At 59.4% G+C, this 16354-nt stretch carries 17 protein-coding genes and 1 other RNA gene; 12 read left to right on the top strand and 6 right to left on the bottom strand.

Translation table 11 applies throughout. The features are described 5' to 3' along the window. Window positions 1-14: 14 nt before the first annotated feature. Window positions 15-1370: a tryptophan--tRNA ligase gene (locus tag PMI24_RS19385; RefSeq protein WP_007956800.1), complete on the top strand. Its 1356-nt coding sequence runs from the start codon at window positions 15-17 to the stop codon at window positions 1368-1370. Window positions 1371-1460: 90 nt separating this feature from the next. Continuing rightward, a complete protein-coding gene (gene zapE, locus PMI24_RS19380; protein WP_045121816.1) occupies window positions 1461-2555 on the top strand; it encodes a cell division protein ZapE in 1095 nt (364 codons plus the stop codon). A 62-nt stretch (window positions 2556-2617) separates the two neighbouring features. Here zapE and PMI24_RS19375 read toward each other — a convergent pair whose 3' ends face one another. Then, entirely contained in the window at window positions 2618-3514 is an 897-nt protein-coding gene (locus PMI24_RS19375) for a GlxA family transcriptional regulator (protein WP_170929381.1), read from the bottom strand. A gap of 246 nt (window positions 3515-3760) precedes the next feature. Here PMI24_RS19375 and PMI24_RS19370 point away from each other — a divergent pair, with 246 nt between their 5' ends. Then, complete coding sequence (locus PMI24_RS19370; RefSeq protein WP_007956797.1) at window positions 3761-4897, top strand: acyl-CoA dehydrogenase family protein; 1137 nt, start codon at window positions 3761-3763, stop codon at window positions 4895-4897. A gap of 104 nt (window positions 4898-5001) precedes the next feature. On the opposite strand, the gene PMI24_RS19365 is transcribed toward PMI24_RS19370, so the two are convergent. Beyond that, window positions 5002-6042 carry an NADP(H)-dependent aldo-keto reductase gene (locus tag PMI24_RS19365; RefSeq protein WP_007956796.1) on the bottom strand — a complete coding sequence of 347 codons (1041 nt, stop codon included), beginning with the start codon at window positions 6040-6042 and terminating at the stop codon, window positions 5002-5004. A gap of 244 nt (window positions 6043-6286) precedes the next feature. Between PMI24_RS19365 and rplM the strand changes: the two genes are divergently transcribed. From rplM to PMI24_RS19330, 7 genes are all read left to right on the top strand, one after another. Beyond that, complete coding sequence (gene rplM, locus PMI24_RS19360; RefSeq protein WP_003228062.1) at window positions 6287-6715, top strand: 50S ribosomal protein L13; 429 nt, start codon at window positions 6287-6289, stop codon at window positions 6713-6715. A gap of 14 nt (window positions 6716-6729) precedes the next feature. Further along, the gene (gene rpsI / locus PMI24_RS19355) at window positions 6730-7122 is read left to right on the top strand and encodes a 30S ribosomal protein S9 (protein ID WP_007956794.1); all 393 of its coding nucleotides are present in this window, start codon (window positions 6730-6732) and stop codon (window positions 7120-7122) included. 268 nt (window positions 7123-7390) lie between these two features. Continuing rightward, window positions 7391-7984 (top strand): ubiquinol-cytochrome c reductase iron-sulfur subunit, encoded by a 594-nt coding sequence (gene petA / locus PMI24_RS19350; protein ID WP_007917031.1) that lies wholly within the window; start codon window positions 7391-7393, stop codon window positions 7982-7984. After that, entirely contained in the window at window positions 7984-9195 is a 1212-nt protein-coding gene (locus PMI24_RS19345) for a cytochrome b (RefSeq protein WP_007956792.1), read from the top strand. The genes petA and PMI24_RS19345 overlap by 1 nt, the downstream gene beginning before the upstream one ends. Beyond that, window positions 9195-9977, top strand: coding sequence for a cytochrome c1 (locus tag PMI24_RS19340; protein ID WP_007956790.1), 783 nt, complete (start codon window positions 9195-9197; stop codon window positions 9975-9977). The genes PMI24_RS19345 and PMI24_RS19340 overlap by 1 nt, the downstream gene beginning before the upstream one ends. 148 nt (window positions 9978-10125) lie before the next feature. Next, window positions 10126-10743, top strand: coding sequence for a glutathione S-transferase N-terminal domain-containing protein (locus PMI24_RS19335; protein WP_007956788.1), 618 nt, complete (start codon window positions 10126-10128; stop codon window positions 10741-10743). Between the two features lie 16 nt (window positions 10744-10759). Beyond that, window positions 10760-11173, top strand: coding sequence for a ClpXP protease specificity-enhancing factor (locus tag PMI24_RS19330; RefSeq protein WP_007956787.1), 414 nt, complete (start codon window positions 10760-10762; stop codon window positions 11171-11173). A gap of 51 nt (window positions 11174-11224) precedes the next feature. Here PMI24_RS19330 and PMI24_RS19325 read toward each other — a convergent pair whose 3' ends face one another. The 4 genes from PMI24_RS19325 to PMI24_RS19310 form a co-directional block, all read right to left on the bottom strand. Continuing rightward, a complete protein-coding gene (locus PMI24_RS19325) occupies window positions 11225-11803 on the bottom strand; it encodes a BON domain-containing protein (protein WP_007956785.1) in 579 nt (192 codons plus the stop codon). Further along, window positions 11800-12393, bottom strand: a complete 594-nt coding sequence (locus PMI24_RS19320; protein ID WP_007928463.1) for a phosphoheptose isomerase — start codon at window positions 12391-12393, stop codon at window positions 11800-11802. Before PMI24_RS19320 ends, PMI24_RS19325 begins: the two co-directional genes overlap by 4 nt. Before the next feature lie 102 nt (window positions 12394-12495). Then, window positions 12496-12858: a YraN family protein gene (locus tag PMI24_RS19315; protein ID WP_007956783.1), complete on the bottom strand. Its 363-nt coding sequence runs from the start codon at window positions 12856-12858 to the stop codon at window positions 12496-12498. Next, on the bottom strand, window positions 12858-14669 hold the full coding sequence (locus PMI24_RS19310; RefSeq protein ID WP_007956781.1) for a penicillin-binding protein activator: 1812 nt from the start codon (window positions 14667-14669) through the stop codon (window positions 12858-12860). The genes PMI24_RS19315 and PMI24_RS19310 overlap by 1 nt, the downstream gene beginning before the upstream one ends. Before the next feature lie 177 nt (window positions 14670-14846). Here PMI24_RS19310 and rsmI point away from each other — a divergent pair, with 177 nt between their 5' ends. Together rsmI and rnpB are read left to right on the top strand one after the other, a co-directional pair. After that, complete coding sequence (gene rsmI / locus PMI24_RS19305) at window positions 14847-15752, top strand: 16S rRNA (cytidine(1402)-2'-O)-methyltransferase (protein ID WP_081493576.1); 906 nt, start codon at window positions 14847-14849, stop codon at window positions 15750-15752. A gap of 73 nt (window positions 15753-15825) precedes the next feature. Next, an RNA gene (gene rnpB, locus PMI24_RS28590) (RNase P RNA component class A) lies at window positions 15826-16179 on the top strand. The last annotated feature ends 175 nt before the right edge of the window (window positions 16180-16354 follow it).

Here is a 16354-nt window from a genome sequence, read left to right as displayed (position 1 = left end):
ACAAGCGATTACCCATGACGAACCGTACCCGCATCCTCACCGGCATCACCACCACCGGCACCCCGCACCTGGGCAACTACGCCGGCGCCATCCGCCCGGCGATTCTCGCCAGCCGCGACAGCAATGCCGATTCGTTCTACTTCCTGGCCGACTATCACGCCCTGATCAAGTGCGATGACCCGCTGCGCATCCAGCGCTCGCGTCTGGAAATCGCCGCGACCTGGCTGGCCGGTGGCCTGGATGTGGATCGCGTGACCTTTTATCGTCAGTCCGACATCCCGGAAATCCCCGAGCTGACCTGGTTGCTGACTTGCGTCGCCGCCAAGGGCCTGCTCAACCGCGCCCACGCCTACAAGGCTTCGGTGGACAAGAACGTCGAGACCGGCGAAGACCCGGATGCCGGCATCACCATGGGCTTGTACAGCTATCCGGTGCTGATGGCGGCGGACATTCTGATGTTCAACGCGCACAAGGTGCCGGTCGGTCGCGACCAGATCCAGCACGTGGAAATGGCCCGTGACATCGGCCAGCGTTTCAACCACCTGTTCGGCCAGGGCAAGGAGTTCTTCACCATGCCCGAAGCGCTGATCGAGGAAAGCGTGGCCACGTTGCCGGGCCTGGACGGTCGCAAGATGTCCAAGAGCTACGACAACACCATTCCGCTGTTCTCCAGCGCCAAGGAAATGAAGGACGCGATTTCGCGCATCGTTACCGACTCCCGCGCGCCGGGCGAAGCGAAAGATCCGGACAACTCGCACCTGTTCACCCTGTTCCAGGCTTTCTCCACGCCGGCGCAGGCCGACGAGTTCCGCAGCGAACTGCTGGGCGGTCTGGGTTGGGGCGAGGCGAAGAACCGTCTGTTCCAGTTGCTCGACAACGAGCTGGGCGAGTCCCGCGAGCGTTATCACCAGTTGATCGAACGCCCGGCAGATCTGGAAGACATCCTGCAACACGGCGCCAAAAAGGCCCGTGCGGTGGCGACGCCGTTCCTCAACGAGTTGCGCGAAGCGGTTGGCCTGCGTTCGTTCGTCAATCAGGTTCAGGTGGCCGCGACCACCAAGAAGAAAGCCGCGAAAGCCGCGCGCTTCGTCAGTTTCCGTGAAGACGACGGCAGCTTCCGTTTCCGTCTGCTGGCGGCCGACGGCGAGCAATTGCTGCTGTCGCGCAACTTCGCCGACGGTAAAACCGCCGGTCAGGTGACCAAGCAACTGCAATCGGGTCAGGCGCTGGATGTACGCAGCGAAGACCTGAGCTTCAGCGTCTGGCTGGAAGGCGAGTGTGTCGGCGACAGCCCGGCGTTCGCCGACGTGGCTGCGCGGGATGCGGCTGTCGAGGCCTTGCGGATCGCTCTGACACCGGTTCAGGAATAATCAACGGGCCGGCCCGACCAAGGGCCGATTGCCATTCCCACGGGCCATCGCTACAGTGACGGCCCGTTTTTGTTGCCTTGCTAACGAATTATGACGCCCCTAGAACGATATCAAGCTGATCTGAAACGCCCGGACTTCTTCCATGATGCGGCGCAGGAAACTGCCGTGCGTCATCTGCAACGCCTGTACGACGATCTGATCGCGGCCGAGCAGAACAAGCCGGGTTTGCTGGGCAAGCTGTTTGGCAAAAAGGATCAGACGCCGGTCAAGGGCCTGTATTTCTGGGGCGGCGTGGGTCGCGGCAAGACTTACCTGGTGGACACCTTCTTCGAAGCGCTGCCATTCAAGGAAAAGACCCGCACCCACTTCCACCGCTTCATGAAGCGCGTGCACGAAGAGATGAAAACCCTCGGCGGCGAGAAAAACCCGCTGACCATCATCGCCAAGCGCTTCGCGACGGAATCGCGGGTCATCTGCTTCGATGAATTCTTCGTTTCCGACATCACCGACGCCATGATCCTCGGCACGCTGATGGAAGAGTTGTTCAAGAATGGTGTGACCCTGGTCGCCACGTCGAACATCGTGCCGGACGGCTTGTACAAGGATGGCCTGCAACGCGCGCGCTTCCTGCCGGCCATCGCACTGATCAAGCAGAACACCGAGATCGTCAACGTCGACAGCGGCGTCGACTACCGTCTGCGCCACCTCGAACAAGCGGAGCTGTTTCACTTTCCGCTCGACGAAGCCGCTCACGAAAGCCTGCGCAAGAGCTTCCGCGCACTGACGCCTGAGTGCACGGCGGCGGTGGAAAACGATGTGCTGATCATCGAAAACCGCGAAATCCGTGCCCTGCGCACTTGCGACGACGTGGCCTGGTTCGACTTCCGCGAACTTTGCGACGGCCCGCGCAGCCAGAACGACTACATCGAACTGGGCAAGATTTTCCACGCCGTGTTGCTCAGTGGTGTGGAGCAGATGAGCGTTGCTACCGACGACATCGCCCGACGCTTCATCAACATGGTCGACGAGTTCTACGACCGTAACGTCAAACTGATCATTTCTGCCGAAGTCGAGTTGAAAGACCTGTACACCGGCGGACGTCTGACGTTCGAGTTCCAGCGTACCCTCAGCCGTCTGCTGGAGATGCAATCCCACGAATTCCTGTCCCGGGCACACAAGCCTTAAGCGGATTCGGCAAACAAAAAGGGCCTGCAGATGCAGGCCCTTTTTTGTGTCTGGTCGAATCTTCAGGCAGCTTGCTGGAACTGCTGCCGGTACTGGTTCGGCGACAGTTCGGTGTGCTGGCGGAACAGCCGTGCGAAGAAGCTCGCATCGTCGTAGCCGACTTCGTAGCTGATGGTCTTGATGCTCTTGCGACTGCCGGAGAGCAAGCCCTTGGCGGTCTCGATGCGCAGCCGTTGCAGGTAGTGCAGCGGCTTGTCACCGGTGGCGGTCTGGAAGCGGCGCATGAAGTTGCGGATGCTCATGCCGTGTTCGCGGGCCACGTCCTCAAAGCGGAACTTGTCGGCGAAATGCTCTTCGAGCCAGTGCTGGATCTGCAGAATGATCACGTCCTGGTGCAGCTTCTGGCCGCCGAAACCGATGCGTCCCGGTGCGTAGCTGCGCTGCACTTCGTAGAGAATGTCGCGGGCCACTGCCTGGGCCACATTGGCGCCGCAGAAGCGCTCGATCAGATAAATGTAGAGATCGCAGGCTGAGGTGGTGCCGCCGGCGCAATACAGGTTGTCGGCGTCGGTCAGGTGTTTGTCCTGATTGAGATAGACCTGCGGAAAGCGCTCGGCGAAGGCATTGAAGAAGCGCCAGTAGGTGGTCGCTTCCTTGCCGTTGAGCAAACCGGCCTCGGCCAGCCAGAACACCCCGGTAGCCTCGCCGCAGAGCACGGCACCCCGGGCATGCTGTTCGCGCAGCCACGGCAGGATCTGTGGATAACGTTGGCACAGCGTATCGAAATCGTCCCAGAACGCCGGGAGGATGATGACGTCGGCGTTTTCCAGGCCGCCGTCCACCGGCATGACCACGTCACTGAAGCTGTTCACCGGTTTGCCGTCGGGGCTGACCAGGCGGGTTTCGAACGCCGGAGTCAGGCCGTGGCCCAGTTGTTTGCCGTAACGCAGGCTGGCCAGATGGAAGAAATCCTTGGCTTGCATGAGGGTGGAAGCGAAAACCCGGTCGATCGCCAGGATGCTGACGCGCCGCAAGGGCGTGGAGACTTGCTTGGACATAATTCAACTTTTGTTTTTATAAGGGAAAGTGGTCACCAGACGGCTGGATCGTCTTATTTTTTGTCGGATGTGTCCAGTGTCCTGTATCGGAAGCGCGGCTTAGTCTCTGAAGGTCTGATCCCTCCAACAATAAAGAAAAGGTGCCGCATGATTCCCAGAACCTTGTTCAGCTCCGAGCACGAATTGTTCCGCGACAGCGTACGAACATTCCTCGAAAAAGAGGCCGTGCCGTTCCATGGGCAATGGGAAAAACAAGGCTACATCGACCGCAAACTGTGGAACAAGGCGGGGGAGGCGGGGATGCTCTGCTCGCACCTGCCGGAGGAATACGGCGGGCTGGGGGCGGACTTTCTTTACAGCGCGGTCGTGATCGAAGAAGTAGGGCGGCTGGGTCTGACCGGTATCGGTTTTTCACTGCATTCGGACATCGTCGCGCCGTACATCCTGCATTACGGCAGCGAGGCGCTGAAGCAGAAATACCTGCCGAAGCTGGTCTCCGGCGAGATGGTCACCGCGATCGCCATGACCGAGCCGGGCGCCGGTTCCGACCTGCAAGGGGTCAAGACCACGGCGGTGCTGGATGGCGACGAATATGTGATCAACGGTTCGAAAACCTTTATCACCAATGGCTTTCTGGCGGATCTGGTGATCGTCGTCGCCAAGACCGATCCCAAGGCTGGCGCCAAGGGCACCAGCCTGTTTCTGGTGGAGGCGAACACGCCGGGCTTCGACAAGGGCAAGCGCCTGGAGAAGGTCGGAATGAAGGCTCAGGACACGTCGGAATTGTTCTTCCAGGACGTGCGAGTGCCGAAAGAAAACCTGCTGGGTCAGGCCGGGGCGGGGTTTGCCTATCTGATGCAGGAGCTGCCGCAGGAACGTCTGACCGTGGCGATTGGCGGTCTGGCTTCAGCCGAGGCGGCGCTTCAGTGGACGCTGGATTACACCCGTGAGCGCAAGGCGTTCGGCAAGTCGATTGCCGACTTCCAGAATACCCGCTTCAAACTGGCGGAAATGGCCACCGAGATTCAGATCGGCCGGGTGTTCGTCGACCGCTGCCTGGAGCTGCATCTGCAAGGCAAACTCGATGTGCCGACGGCAGCGATGGCCAAGTATTGGGGCACCGACCTGCAATGCAAGGTACTCGACGAGTGCGTGCAACTGCATGGCGGCTACGGTTTCATGTGGGAATACCCGGTGGCCCGGGCCTGGGCGGATGCGCGGGTGCAGCGGATCTATGCCGGCACCAATGAAATCATGAAGGAGATCATTGCGCGGTCGCTTTGAGTTTTGCAGTGAGTTGACCGGCCCCTTCGCGAGCAGGCTCGCTCCCACAAGGATCACGCTGTACCTGTGGGAGCGAGCCTGCTCGCGACGCTTTTAGCGGCTGATCACGGCGCCGGGTTCGGATGATCCTTGTGAATCGCTTCGATCCCTTCCAGCACTTCCCTCGACAGTTTCAGCTCGTAGCTGGCGATGTTGCTGTCCAGTTGCTCCAGCGTCGTCGCCCCGATGATGTTGCTGGTGACGAACGGTTGCTGGTTCACAAAGGCCAGGGCCATTTGTGCCGGATCCAGGCCGTGTTCACGGGCCAGTGCCACATAACGGCTGCATGCCGCTTCCGATTGCGGGTTGAAATAGCGGCTGAAGCGGCTGTAGAGGCTCAGGCGGCCTTTTGGCGGGCGCGCCCCACACTCGTACTTGCCCGACAGGAAACCGAACGCGAGCGGCGAATAGGCGAGCAGACCGCATTGTTCACGGATGGCGATTTCCGCCAGGCCGATCTCGAAGCTGCGGTTGAGCAGGTTGTACGGGTTCTGGATCGAGACGGCGCGCGGCCAGCCACGGGCTTCGGCCAGGGCTAGAAAACGCATGGTGCCCCACGGGGTCTCGTTGGACAGGCCGATGTGACGGATCTTGCCGGCCTTCACTTGCTCATCGAGCGCTTCAAGGGTGTCTTCGAGCGGCGTCAGGTTGGCTTCGGTCTGATGCTTGTAGCCCAGCTGTCCGAAAAAGTTGGTGCTGCGCTCCGGCCAGTGCAATTGATACAGATCGATGTAGTCGGTCTGCAGGCGCTTGAGGCTGGCGTCCACGGCTTCGGTGATGTGGTGGCGGTTGTGGCGCAGGTTTTTGTCGCGGATGTAGTCGATGGTGTTGCCGGGGCCGGCGATCTTGCTGGCGAGGATCCAGTCGGCGCGGTCGCCACGGCTCTTGAAGTAATTGCCGATGTAGCGCTCGGTGGTGGCGTAGGTTTCGGCTTTCGGCGGCACCGGGTACATCTCGGCGGTGTCGAGGAAATTGATCCCGGCCTCTTTTGCCCGCTCGATCTGGGCGAAGGCTTCAGCTTCAGTGTTTTGCTCGCCCCAGGTCATGGTGCCGAGGCAGATTGCACTCACGTTCAGGTCGGTACGGCCTAGCTGGCGATAGTCCATCGGGTGCTCCTTGGGCAAAACAAGCATAAAAGCAGGTTGAAATTTTTTTCGCAATCTGCATAATTGCCGACCTCTTTCTGCAGTGGAAGTGATGCGCCGCCGCCGAAGAATCTTGCCGTTGAACGGACGCGCCGACCCGAGCCCCCGAAAGCGTCTGTATCCGGCTGCCTTTGACTTGTCAAAGTACGCACTATTCAGTAAGATCCGCCGTCTTATTTACAGGCGGCCCCTGAGGCTATAAAGAATGAAAACTTTTACTGCTAAACCGGAAACAGTAAAGCGCGACTGGTTTGTCGTCGACGCTGCTGGTCAGACCCTGGGTCGTCTGGCCACCGAAATCGCGAGCCGTCTGCGTGGCAAGCACAAGCCTGAGTACACTCCTCACGTTGACACCGGCGACTACATCGTCGTAATCAACGCTGAGCAGATCCGTGTTACCGGTGCTAAAACCACTGACAAAATGTACTACTCCCACTCCGGTTTCCCGGGCGGCATCAAGTCGATCAACTTTGAAAAGCTGATCGCCAAGGCCCCTGAGCGCGTGATCGAGACCGCGGTTAAAGGCATGCTGCCTAAAAACCCACTGGGTCGCGACATGTACCGTAAGCTGAAAGTCTATGCGGGCGCTGCACACCCTCATACTGCTCAGCAGCCCCAAGAACTGAAGATTTAACGGAATAGTTCATTATGTCGGCGACTCAAAATTACGGCACTGGCCGTCGCAAGACCGCAACCGCACGCGTTTTCCTGCGTCCGGGTACTGGTAACATCTCCATCAACAACCGCTCCCTGGACACGTTCTTCGGTCGCGAAACTGCCCGCATGGTAGTTCGTCAGCCGCTGGAACTGACTGAGACTGTCGAGAAGTTCGACATCTACGTCACCGTCATCGGTGGTGGTGTAAGTGGTCAGGCTGGCGCAATCCGCCACGGCATCACTCGCGCTCTGATGGACTACGACGAAACCCTGCGTAGCGCTCTGCGCAAAGCTGGCTTCGTTACTCGCGACGCCCGTGAAGTTGAACGTAAGAAAGTTGGTCTGCGTAAAGCGCGTAAGCGTCCGCAGTACTCGAAGCGTTAATTTCGCTTCCACGTTCAAAAAGAACGCCCGATTCCTCACGGAACCGGGCGTTTTTTTATGCGTGCGATTTCTTGAATAATTGCGCTGTGACAACTTGCCACATTCGTAGACCCCCTATACTACAAGGCTTGAGGGCCAGCCCTCCGGGTAATTACCTTGTCAGAATTGGGGGTTTTCATTACCATTCGGCAAAATTTTTATAAGTACATAGTTTCAATTTAGTAGACGCCTGATTTAACAGGCCACAAAGCTGATGGGAGAGGACTGAATGAGCAATGACGGCGTGAATGCAGGCCGGCGTCGCTTCTTGGTAGCAGCCACATCCGTGGTGGGTGCTGCAGGAGCGGTGGGGGCTGCGGTCCCGTTCGTGGGGTCATGGTTTCCCAGTGCCAAGGCGAAGGCTGCCGGAGCACCGGTGAAAGTGAATGTCAGCAAAATCGAGCCAGGGCAGCAGATGATTGCTGAATGGCGCGGCCAGCCGGTGTTCATTGTCCGCCGTACCGAGGAAATCCTGGGGAATCTCAAGAAGATCGAGGGCCAGCTCTCCGATCCGACCTCCAAAAACTCCACGCAACCCACTTATGTCGACCCTGAAGTGCGTTCGATCAAGCCGGAAATCCTCCTGTTGATCGGGATCTGCACTCACCTGGGTTGCTCACCGACCTTCCGTCCCGAAGTGGCACCCGCGGATCTGGGCAAAGACTGGGTAGGCGGCTATTTCTGCCCTTGCCACGGTTCCCACTACGATCTGGCTGGCCGCGTCTACAAGTCGCAACCTGCGCCTTTGAACCTGCCAGTACCCCCGCATTCCTATGAGACCGATGACCTGATTGTCATTGGCGTCGATACGGAGAAAGCGTGATGAGCAAGTTCATGGATTGGGTTGATGCACGCTTCCCCGCCACCAAGATGTGGGAAGACCATCTCAGCAAGTATTACGCTCCAAAAAACTTCAACTTCTTCTACTTCTTCGGCTCGCTGGCGCTGCTCGTTCTGGTCAACCAGATCGTCACCGGTGTCTGGCTGACCATGAGCTACACCCCGTCGGCGGAAGAAGCGTTCGCTTCCGTCGAATACATCATGCGCGACGTCGAGTACGGTTCGATCCTGCGCCTGCTGCACTCCACCGGCGCTTCGGCGTTCTTCATCGTGGTCTATCTGCACATGTTCCGTGGCCTGCTCTACGGTTCGTACCAGAAACCGCGGGAGCTGGTGTGGGTCTTCGGCATGCTGATCTACCTGGCGCTGATGGCCGAAGCCTTCATGGGTTACCTGCTGCCGTGGGGCCAGATGTCCTACTGGGGTGCCCAGGTGATCATCTCGCTGTTCGGTGCGATCCCGGTCATCGGCAACGACCTGACCCAGTGGATCCGTGGTGACTACCTGATTTCCGGGATCACCCTGAACCGCTTCTTCGCCCTGCACGTGGTTGCGTTGCCGATCGTGATTCTGGGTCTGGTGGTGCTGCACATCCTGGCGTTGCACGAAGTCGGTTCGAACAACCCGGACGGCGTGGACATCAAGAAGCACAAAGATGAAAACGGTATCCCGCTGGACGGCATTGCCTTCCACCCGTACTACACCGTGAAAGATATCGTCGGCGTCGTGGTGTTCCTGTTCATCTTCTGCTTCATTGTGTTCTTCTTCCCGGAAATGGGCGGTTACTTCCTCGAAAAGCCTAACTTCGAGCAAGCCAACCCTTTCAAGACCCCTGAGCACATTGCACCGGTCTGGTACTTCACACCGTTCTACGCAATCTTGCGTGCGGTCCCTGACAAGCTCATGGGCGTTATCGCCATGGGTGCAGCGATTGCGGTGCTGTTCGTCCTGCCGTGGCTCGACCGCAGCCCGGTCAAGTCGATGCGCTACAAAGGCTGGATGAGCAAGATCTGGCTGGTGGTGTTCTGCATTTCGTTCGTGATCCTCGGCATTCTGGGCGTTCTGGCCCCGACGCCAGGCCGTACGCTGCTGTCGCAGGTCTGCACCTTCCTGTACTTCGCCTACTTCATTCTGATGCCGTTCTACACCAGGCTCGAGAAGACCAAACCGGTTCCGGAAAGGGTGACTGGCTGATGAAAAAGTTATTTTTTGCTCTGATTTTTGCTGCTCTGCCAGTGCTGTCTTTCGCGGCCGAACACGGTGGTCCGGAACTGGAAAAGGTCGACATCGACGTTTCCGACAAGGCTGCCTTGCAGGATGGTGCGCGTACTTTCGCCAACTATTGCATGGGTTGCCACAGTGCCAAGTTTCAGCGTTACGAGCGTGTGGCCGATGACCTCGGCGTTCCGCACGAACTGATGCTGGAAAAACTGGTGTTCACCGGCGCCAAGATCGGCGATCACATGAACATCGGCATGCAGCCGGCCGACGCCAAGACCTGGTTTGGCGCAGCGCCGCCGGACCTGACGCTGGTGGCTCGTGTTCGCGGCACCGACTGGCTTTACGGTTACCTCAAGTCGTTCTACGAAGATCCTGCACGTCCATGGGGCGTGAACAACAAGGTTTTCCCGAACGTCGGCATGCCTAACGTGCTGGTCGGCCTGCAAGGTCGTCAGGTCGTGGGTTGCAAACAGGTACAGATCGTCGAAGACGGCAAGAAGCAATATGACCCGCTGACCGGTACGCCGCTGACTCATGAAGCGTGCGATCAGCTGACCATCGTGCCGAAAACCGGAACCCTCAACGAAGAGCAGTTCGATGAGAAGGTCAAGAATCTGGTAACCTTCCTGGCTTACTCGGCTAACCCGGTTAAGCTGCAACATCAGCGCATCGGTACTTACGTCTTGCTGTACCTGGCGTTCTTCTTTGTGTTCGCCTACCTGCTCAAGCGTGAATACTGGAAAGACGTGCACTGATAACGCTTCAAGCAATTGCTGTTAATCGCGCGCGCCCAAGGGCGCCTCTGAAAACGCAACGCCTGGTTCGCCAGCCGTTGCGGGAGGCGCCCTCTGGGCGCGCGCGTTTTTCCGGCTCCGACTATTTCAACAAGCGAGGAGGATCGCCATGGGCGTGACCAATCGGTTGGCCTGTTACTCCGACCCCGCCGACCACTATTCCCACCGAGTGCGCATCGTGCTTGCAGAGAAGGGTGTCAGCGCCGAAATCATTTTTGTGGAGGCTGGTCGTCAGCCGCCTAAACTGATTGAAGTGAACCCTTACGGCAGTCTGCCCACGCTGGTCGATCGTGACCTGGCGTTGTGGGAGTCGACCGTGGTGATGGAATACCTGGATGAGCGTTACCCGCATCCGCCATTGATGCCTGTGTACCCGGTGGCGCGTGCCAACAGCCGTCTGCTGATTCACCGCATTCAGCGCGACTGGTGTGGTCTGGTGGATCTGATTCTGGATTCGCGTACCAAGGAAGCGGCCCGGGTCGTGGCGCGCAAGGAATTGCGCGAAAGCCTGACGGGCGTGTCGCCGCTGTTTGCCGACAAGCCGTTTTTCCTCAGTGAGGAACAAAGTCTGGTGGATTGCTGCCTATTGCCAATACTCTGGCGTTTGCCGATTCTGGGTATAGAACTGCCGCGGCCGGCCAAGCCGCTGCTTGATTATATGGAGCGTCAGTTTGCGCGTGAGGCTTTCCAGGCGAGTCTGTCTGGTGTCGAACGCGACATGCGCTAAGGCTTAAGGAGCCGCTATGAACTCCAGTCGACCTTATCTGGTCCGCGCGCTCTACGAGTGGATTGTGGATAACGATTGCACCCCGCACATGCTGGTCAATTCCGAGTACCCGGCGGTGCAGGTGCCACAGGGATTTGCCAGTGACGGGCAGATTGTCCTGAACATTTCGCCAAGTGCCGTGCGGCACTTGCACATGGACAACGACGTTGTGACCTTCGAAGGTCGCTTCGGTGGCGTCCCGCACAGTCTGTACGTGCCGATTGCTGCAATTCTGGGGATCTATGCCCGGGAGAACGGTCAAGGCATGGTGTTCGATCTGGAGTCGCCGATGGATGACGAAGACGAGATCGAGCAGGATGACGATGTTCCGCCACCGGACAGCGAGCCGCCGCGCCCAAGCGGCCGGCCAAGCCTGAAAGTGGTGAAGTAATAAAAAAGGCGATCCGGTTGGATCGCCTTTTTTGTGCCTGCGTTTTGCGGGTCAGTCGATGTATTCGAACAGCTTCACAATCTTCTGCACGCCGGAGACGCCCTGAACCAGGTTGGTCGCCTGGGCGGCTTCCTGTTTGGTCAGCAGGCCCAGCAGGTAAACGATGCCGTTCTCGGTCACGACCTTGATGCGCGAGCCGGGAATGCTGGCATCGGCGAGCATCTGGGTCTTGATCTTGGTGGTCAGCCAGGAGTCGTTCTGACGGGCGACGAAGCCTGAAGGTGCGATCACTTGCAGTTCGTTGTGAACCTTTTTCACGCGCTGAACGTTGGCGGCGGCCTGTTCGGCCTTCTCCTTGAGGTCTGCGCGCGGGGTCTGGCCGGCCAGCAGTACGACGCCGTTGAAGCTGGTGACGACAATGTGCGAATCGTTGTCCAGGGCCGGATCGGCCTTGGCCACGTTAACGCCGACTTTGGTTTCGATCAGCGAGTCATCGATCTTGCTGCCGAAAGTGCGGGTACCGCGGTCGTCTTCGATCGGCGCTTCACGGCTGGCATTCACCACCGAGGTGCAGCCGCTGATGCCGAGGCACAGGGTCAAGGCCAGAAGGCCAAGGCGATTAGGGGTCATTCTTCACTCCCGAACAGTTGGCTGTCGATCAGATCGCAAAGGCAATGGATCGCCAGCAAGTGGACTTCCTGAATACGTGCGGTGACGTTGGCCGGTACGCGAATCTCGACGTCTTCGGGCAGCAGCAGCGAAGCCATGCCGCCGCCATCGCGTCCGGTCAATGCTACGACAATCATTTCGCGATCATGTGCGGCCTGGATCGCCTGAATAATGTTCGCCGAGTTGCCGCTGGTCGAAATCGCCAGCAATACGTCACCCGGCTGGCCGAGTGCGCGGATCTGCTTGGAGAACACTTCGTTGTAGCTGTAGTCGTTGGCGATCGAGGTGATGGTCGAGCTGTCGGTGGTCAGCGCGATCGCCGGCAGGCTAGGGCGCTCACGCTCGAAACGGTTGAGCAGTTCCGAGGAGAAGTGCTGGGCATCGCCGGCCGAGCCGCCGTTACCGCACGAGAGCATTTTGCCCTCGTTGAGCAGGGCGTTGACCATCACCTGGCTGGCTTGCTCGATGTGCGGTGCAAGTACGTCCATCGCCTGTTGCTTGGTGTCGATGCTGGCCTGGAAAAGCTGGCGAATTCGGGATTGCATGTCCATCTGTGTGACCTTAATTAGCGCGGCTGTCCGGCACGTGAATGTGCAGCCCGCAAAGCAAAGAGCAAAAGTGTTGAGTGAAAGTGTCCGGGTCGGAGCAGGCGGTCAACTGTCGAACGCATTCTGCAACCAGTTCAGCTGACCCTGGTGGCTGTCGATGGCCACCACGTCGAAGCGGCAGGGGGAATTGGCCCAACGCGACTCGCGCTGAAGAAAATACTGTGCGGCGAAAATCAGTTTCTGCCGTTTGCGCCCATCGATGCTGTCGAGTGCGCCACCCCATTGAGTGTTCTTTCGGTAACGGACTTCGACGAATACTACTGTATCGCCATCAAGCATGACCAGATCAAGCTCACCGCGTTTGCATAACCAGTTCTGCGCCAGCAGGCGCAGACCCTGGTGTTGCAGATGCTCGAGCGCCTGGCGCTCGGCATCCTTGCCGCTTTGCAGGTGTGACCTGTCGGGCATCAGCGTGGAGTGTCCGGCAGGCGCTGGATCTGACCGCTGACGAACTGCGCCCATGGCAACTGACGGACGACACGTTGGGACTGGGTCATGCCCAGGCTGCCCGACTGACCTTCGATGCGGCTGTCCGGCAGTGCCTTGAGCTGATCCAGGCGTGGCGCCAGGCGGTAGGCATCGACGCCCATCGCGTACAGGCGGCCGAGGCTGCCGGCGGCTTGTGGCCATTGCGCGGTGACCTGCTGACGCAGCGGATCGCTGGTTTCCAGCAGCCATGGGGTTTCGCAGAAGCGCACGCCGTTCATATCGTTGTACTGGTTCACGTCGCCGCTGGCGCTGAACACGTGGGAGGTCGCATAGACCGGCACGTCACCAGCGTACTGGAAGTTCAGGGTCGGCTTGATCTGCTGCGCCTGCTGCGGGGTGGCGGCGAGGAAGATGAACTCGATGTCCTGGCGACGCGACGGCTGGGCGGCAACGTTGGTGCCGGCAGCATTCTGCAGGCTCTTGGCGCGAGCTTCGCTCTGACGCAGTTGGAACATGTCGGCGATCTGCTGGGCCAGTTGCACCGGCTGGTCGACGCGCTCGGTGGCGACAATGCTGCCGCCGTTGGCTTGCCAGTCCTGGCTGAAGGCGCGCAGGACGCGGTCGCCCCATTCGCCTTTCGGCACCATGATGGCGGCGCGATGCAGGCCGTCGGCACGGGCGCGGCGGGAGACTTCGCGGGCTTCGTCTTCAGCGGCCAGACCGAACTGGAACAGCTGCGCCGGGCCTTGATCGCCTTCGCTGTAGTTCAGGGCGAGGGTGGTGATCGGCAATTGCGGGCGAGTGCTCAGCTGTTTGACCAGTGGCTTCTCCAGCGGGCCGACGACCAGTTGCACGCCATCGGCCTGGGCCTTGCGGTAGAACTCGTCGAGGTTGGTCAGTTTCGAGCTGTCGTAGAACTCGATGGCCGGTGGTTTCTGACCGGCTTGCTGAGCCTGATAGTGCGCGGCCATGAAGCCGTCACGCAGGGCCTTGCCGACCGAGGCCAGTTGGCCTTCCTGTGGCAACAGCAGGGCGATCTTGCTCAGGGGCTGGCTGGCCAGCTCCTTGAGTTTGGTCAGGGGCAGCGGCAGATTGATCGCAGCTGGGTGTTTCGGATGCTGATTGCGCCAGTTGTCGATGGCGGCTTGCTGTTGCTCCAGAGTGCCGGCGGTTTTCACTGCCAGGGCCAGGCTCATCCAGCCGCCGAGGTCATCGGTGGTGTTTGCTTGCAGTTGGTCGGCCGGCAGCGATGCAATCAGGGTCCAGATCGCTTCATGGTTCTTGCTGGCGGCTTCGCCTTCCAGCATCGGCGCGATGAAGATGCGCTCGCGGGCGGCGGCCAGGGTCTGGCCGTCGGCTTCAAGGGCACGGGCGTGAACGGTGCCGGCGCGAACTTGCAGCGGTACCGACATTTCGCTCAGGCGTTGCAGGCTTGGATGGCTCAAGGCGGTAAGCGCGGCTTTCGGCTGATTGCGGGTCATGGCCAGTTCAGCAGACAGGGTGCTGGCAAATGCCTGCTGGCCCGGCTGGAGTTGTTCCATCGGCACTTGCTGCAGGATTTGCGCGGACTGTCCGGCATTGCCCTGGCGGTACGCCATGTCTGCCGCACTCAGGCGCAGCAGCGCAGCCTTGTCCGGCGATTTGGCCTGGGCAGCCTGTTCGAGCAGTTGCTCGATGGTGGCATCCGGGGTCCGTGGAAGTTCGCCAAGGCTGGAGGAAGGGGAGCTGGCGCAAGCCGCCAGCAAGGCAGCGAGGCAGAGGGCAGTGAACAGCCGCAGGCAAGCGATCATGTAAGTGTTCCTGATACTCGATCAAATTAGCGTCGAATTGTACCCAAGCACTGGCCGGGGCGCGATGTTACTGGCGTGAAACCGTCAATTTAGCTGATACAAAGAGTGCGCAGCCTCACAATGGTGCGACAAACCGTGTCCGACCCGGTCGCATCGACCGGCGCGCGACGCGCTACAATGGCGGTTTTTACCGATCATGAGGTGTGCGCTTTGACTGCTCCAGGTCCTTTGAATTCCGCTGCGGGCTCGCTTTATGTGGTGGCGACGCCCATCGGCAACCTGGATGACATCAGCGCCCGAGCGTTGAAGATCCTGCGCGAGGTGGCGCTGATCGCCGCCGAAGATACGCGCCACTCCCAGCGCCTGATGCAGCACTTCGGCATCTCCACGCCGCTGGCCGCCTGTCACGAACACAACGAGCGGGATGAAGGCAGTCGCTTCATTACCCGTCTGTTGGCGGGCGACAACGTCGCACTGATTTCCGATGCCGGTACGCCGCTGATTTCAGACCCGGGTTATCACCTCGTGCGTCAGGCTCGTGCCGCCGGGGTCAATGTGGTGCCGGTGCCGGGTGCGTGCGCGTTGATCGCGGCGCTGTCGGCTGCCGGTCTGCCGTCCGACCGTTTTATCTTCGAAGGCTTTCTGCCGGCCAAGGCCGTGGGGCGCAAGGCACGCCTGGAAGCCATTAAGGAAGAACCGCGCACGCTGATCTTCTACGAGGCACCGCACCGCATTCTGGAATGCCTGCAGGATATGGAGGCGGTGTTCGGTGCTGATCGTCCTGCATTGCTCGCTCGTGAAATCACCAAGACCTTCGAAACGCTCAAGGGATTGCCGTTGAGCGAGTTGCGAGCATTCGTCGAGGCCGACAGCAATCAGCAGCGCGGCGAATGCGTCGTGGTGGTGGCAGGTTGGACCGCGCCGGAATCCGAAGACGCCGTCAGCAGCGAGGCGATGCGCATCCTCAATCTGTTGCTCGAAGAGATGCCGCTCAAGCGCGCGGCGGCTCTGGCAGCGCAAATCACCGGTGAGCGCAAAAACGTGCTGTATCAGGTGGCGCTGGATCAGCAAAAAGACGCGTAACCCGTCGCGCAGACCGGTTTGCGGGCTATTAGCGCTTGTTCTTCGGCCGCTCTGCCGTTAACCTGCGCGGCGGAGAGTCGATCGGACAGTCGCTGCCCTCTATGAAAATTAGGGGGGGGAGGAAAGTCCGGGCTCCATAGGGCGAAGTGCCAGGTAATGCCTGGGAGGCGTGAGCCTACGGAAAGTGCCACAGAAAATAACCGCCTAAGCGCTTCGGCGCCGGTAAGGGTGAAAAGGTGCGGTAAGAGCGCACCGCACGTCTGGCAACAGTTCGTGGCTAGGTAAACCCCACTTGGAGCAAGACCAAATAGGGTCCCAAGGCGTGGCCCGCGCTGGGACCGGGTAGGTTGCTAAAGATGTCCAGTGATGGCCATCGTAGACGAATGACTGTTCAAGACAGAACCCGGCTTACAGATCGACTCTCCACCTTTTTCTTTTCCCTGCTTGAATTAAAGGCGACAGGGCTGTTTATTATCAGCAGGCCTGCGCTGGAAATCCGGTAGCGGCAGACGCAGTAATAGCCATTTCCCACCTTGCTTCAATCAACAGCAGAAGCGCTTTTGTAATACCGAAAAAATCTTACTCTTAACAAATTACTTTAA

It is taken from the genome of Pseudomonas sp. GM25 (assembly GCF_000282255.1).
Classification (GTDB): Bacteria; Pseudomonadota; Gammaproteobacteria; order Pseudomonadales; family Pseudomonadaceae; genus Aquipseudomonas; species Aquipseudomonas aphyarum.
Note: the sequence above shows the minus strand (reverse complement) of the source record. Positions and strands in the feature narration are given on the sequence as shown.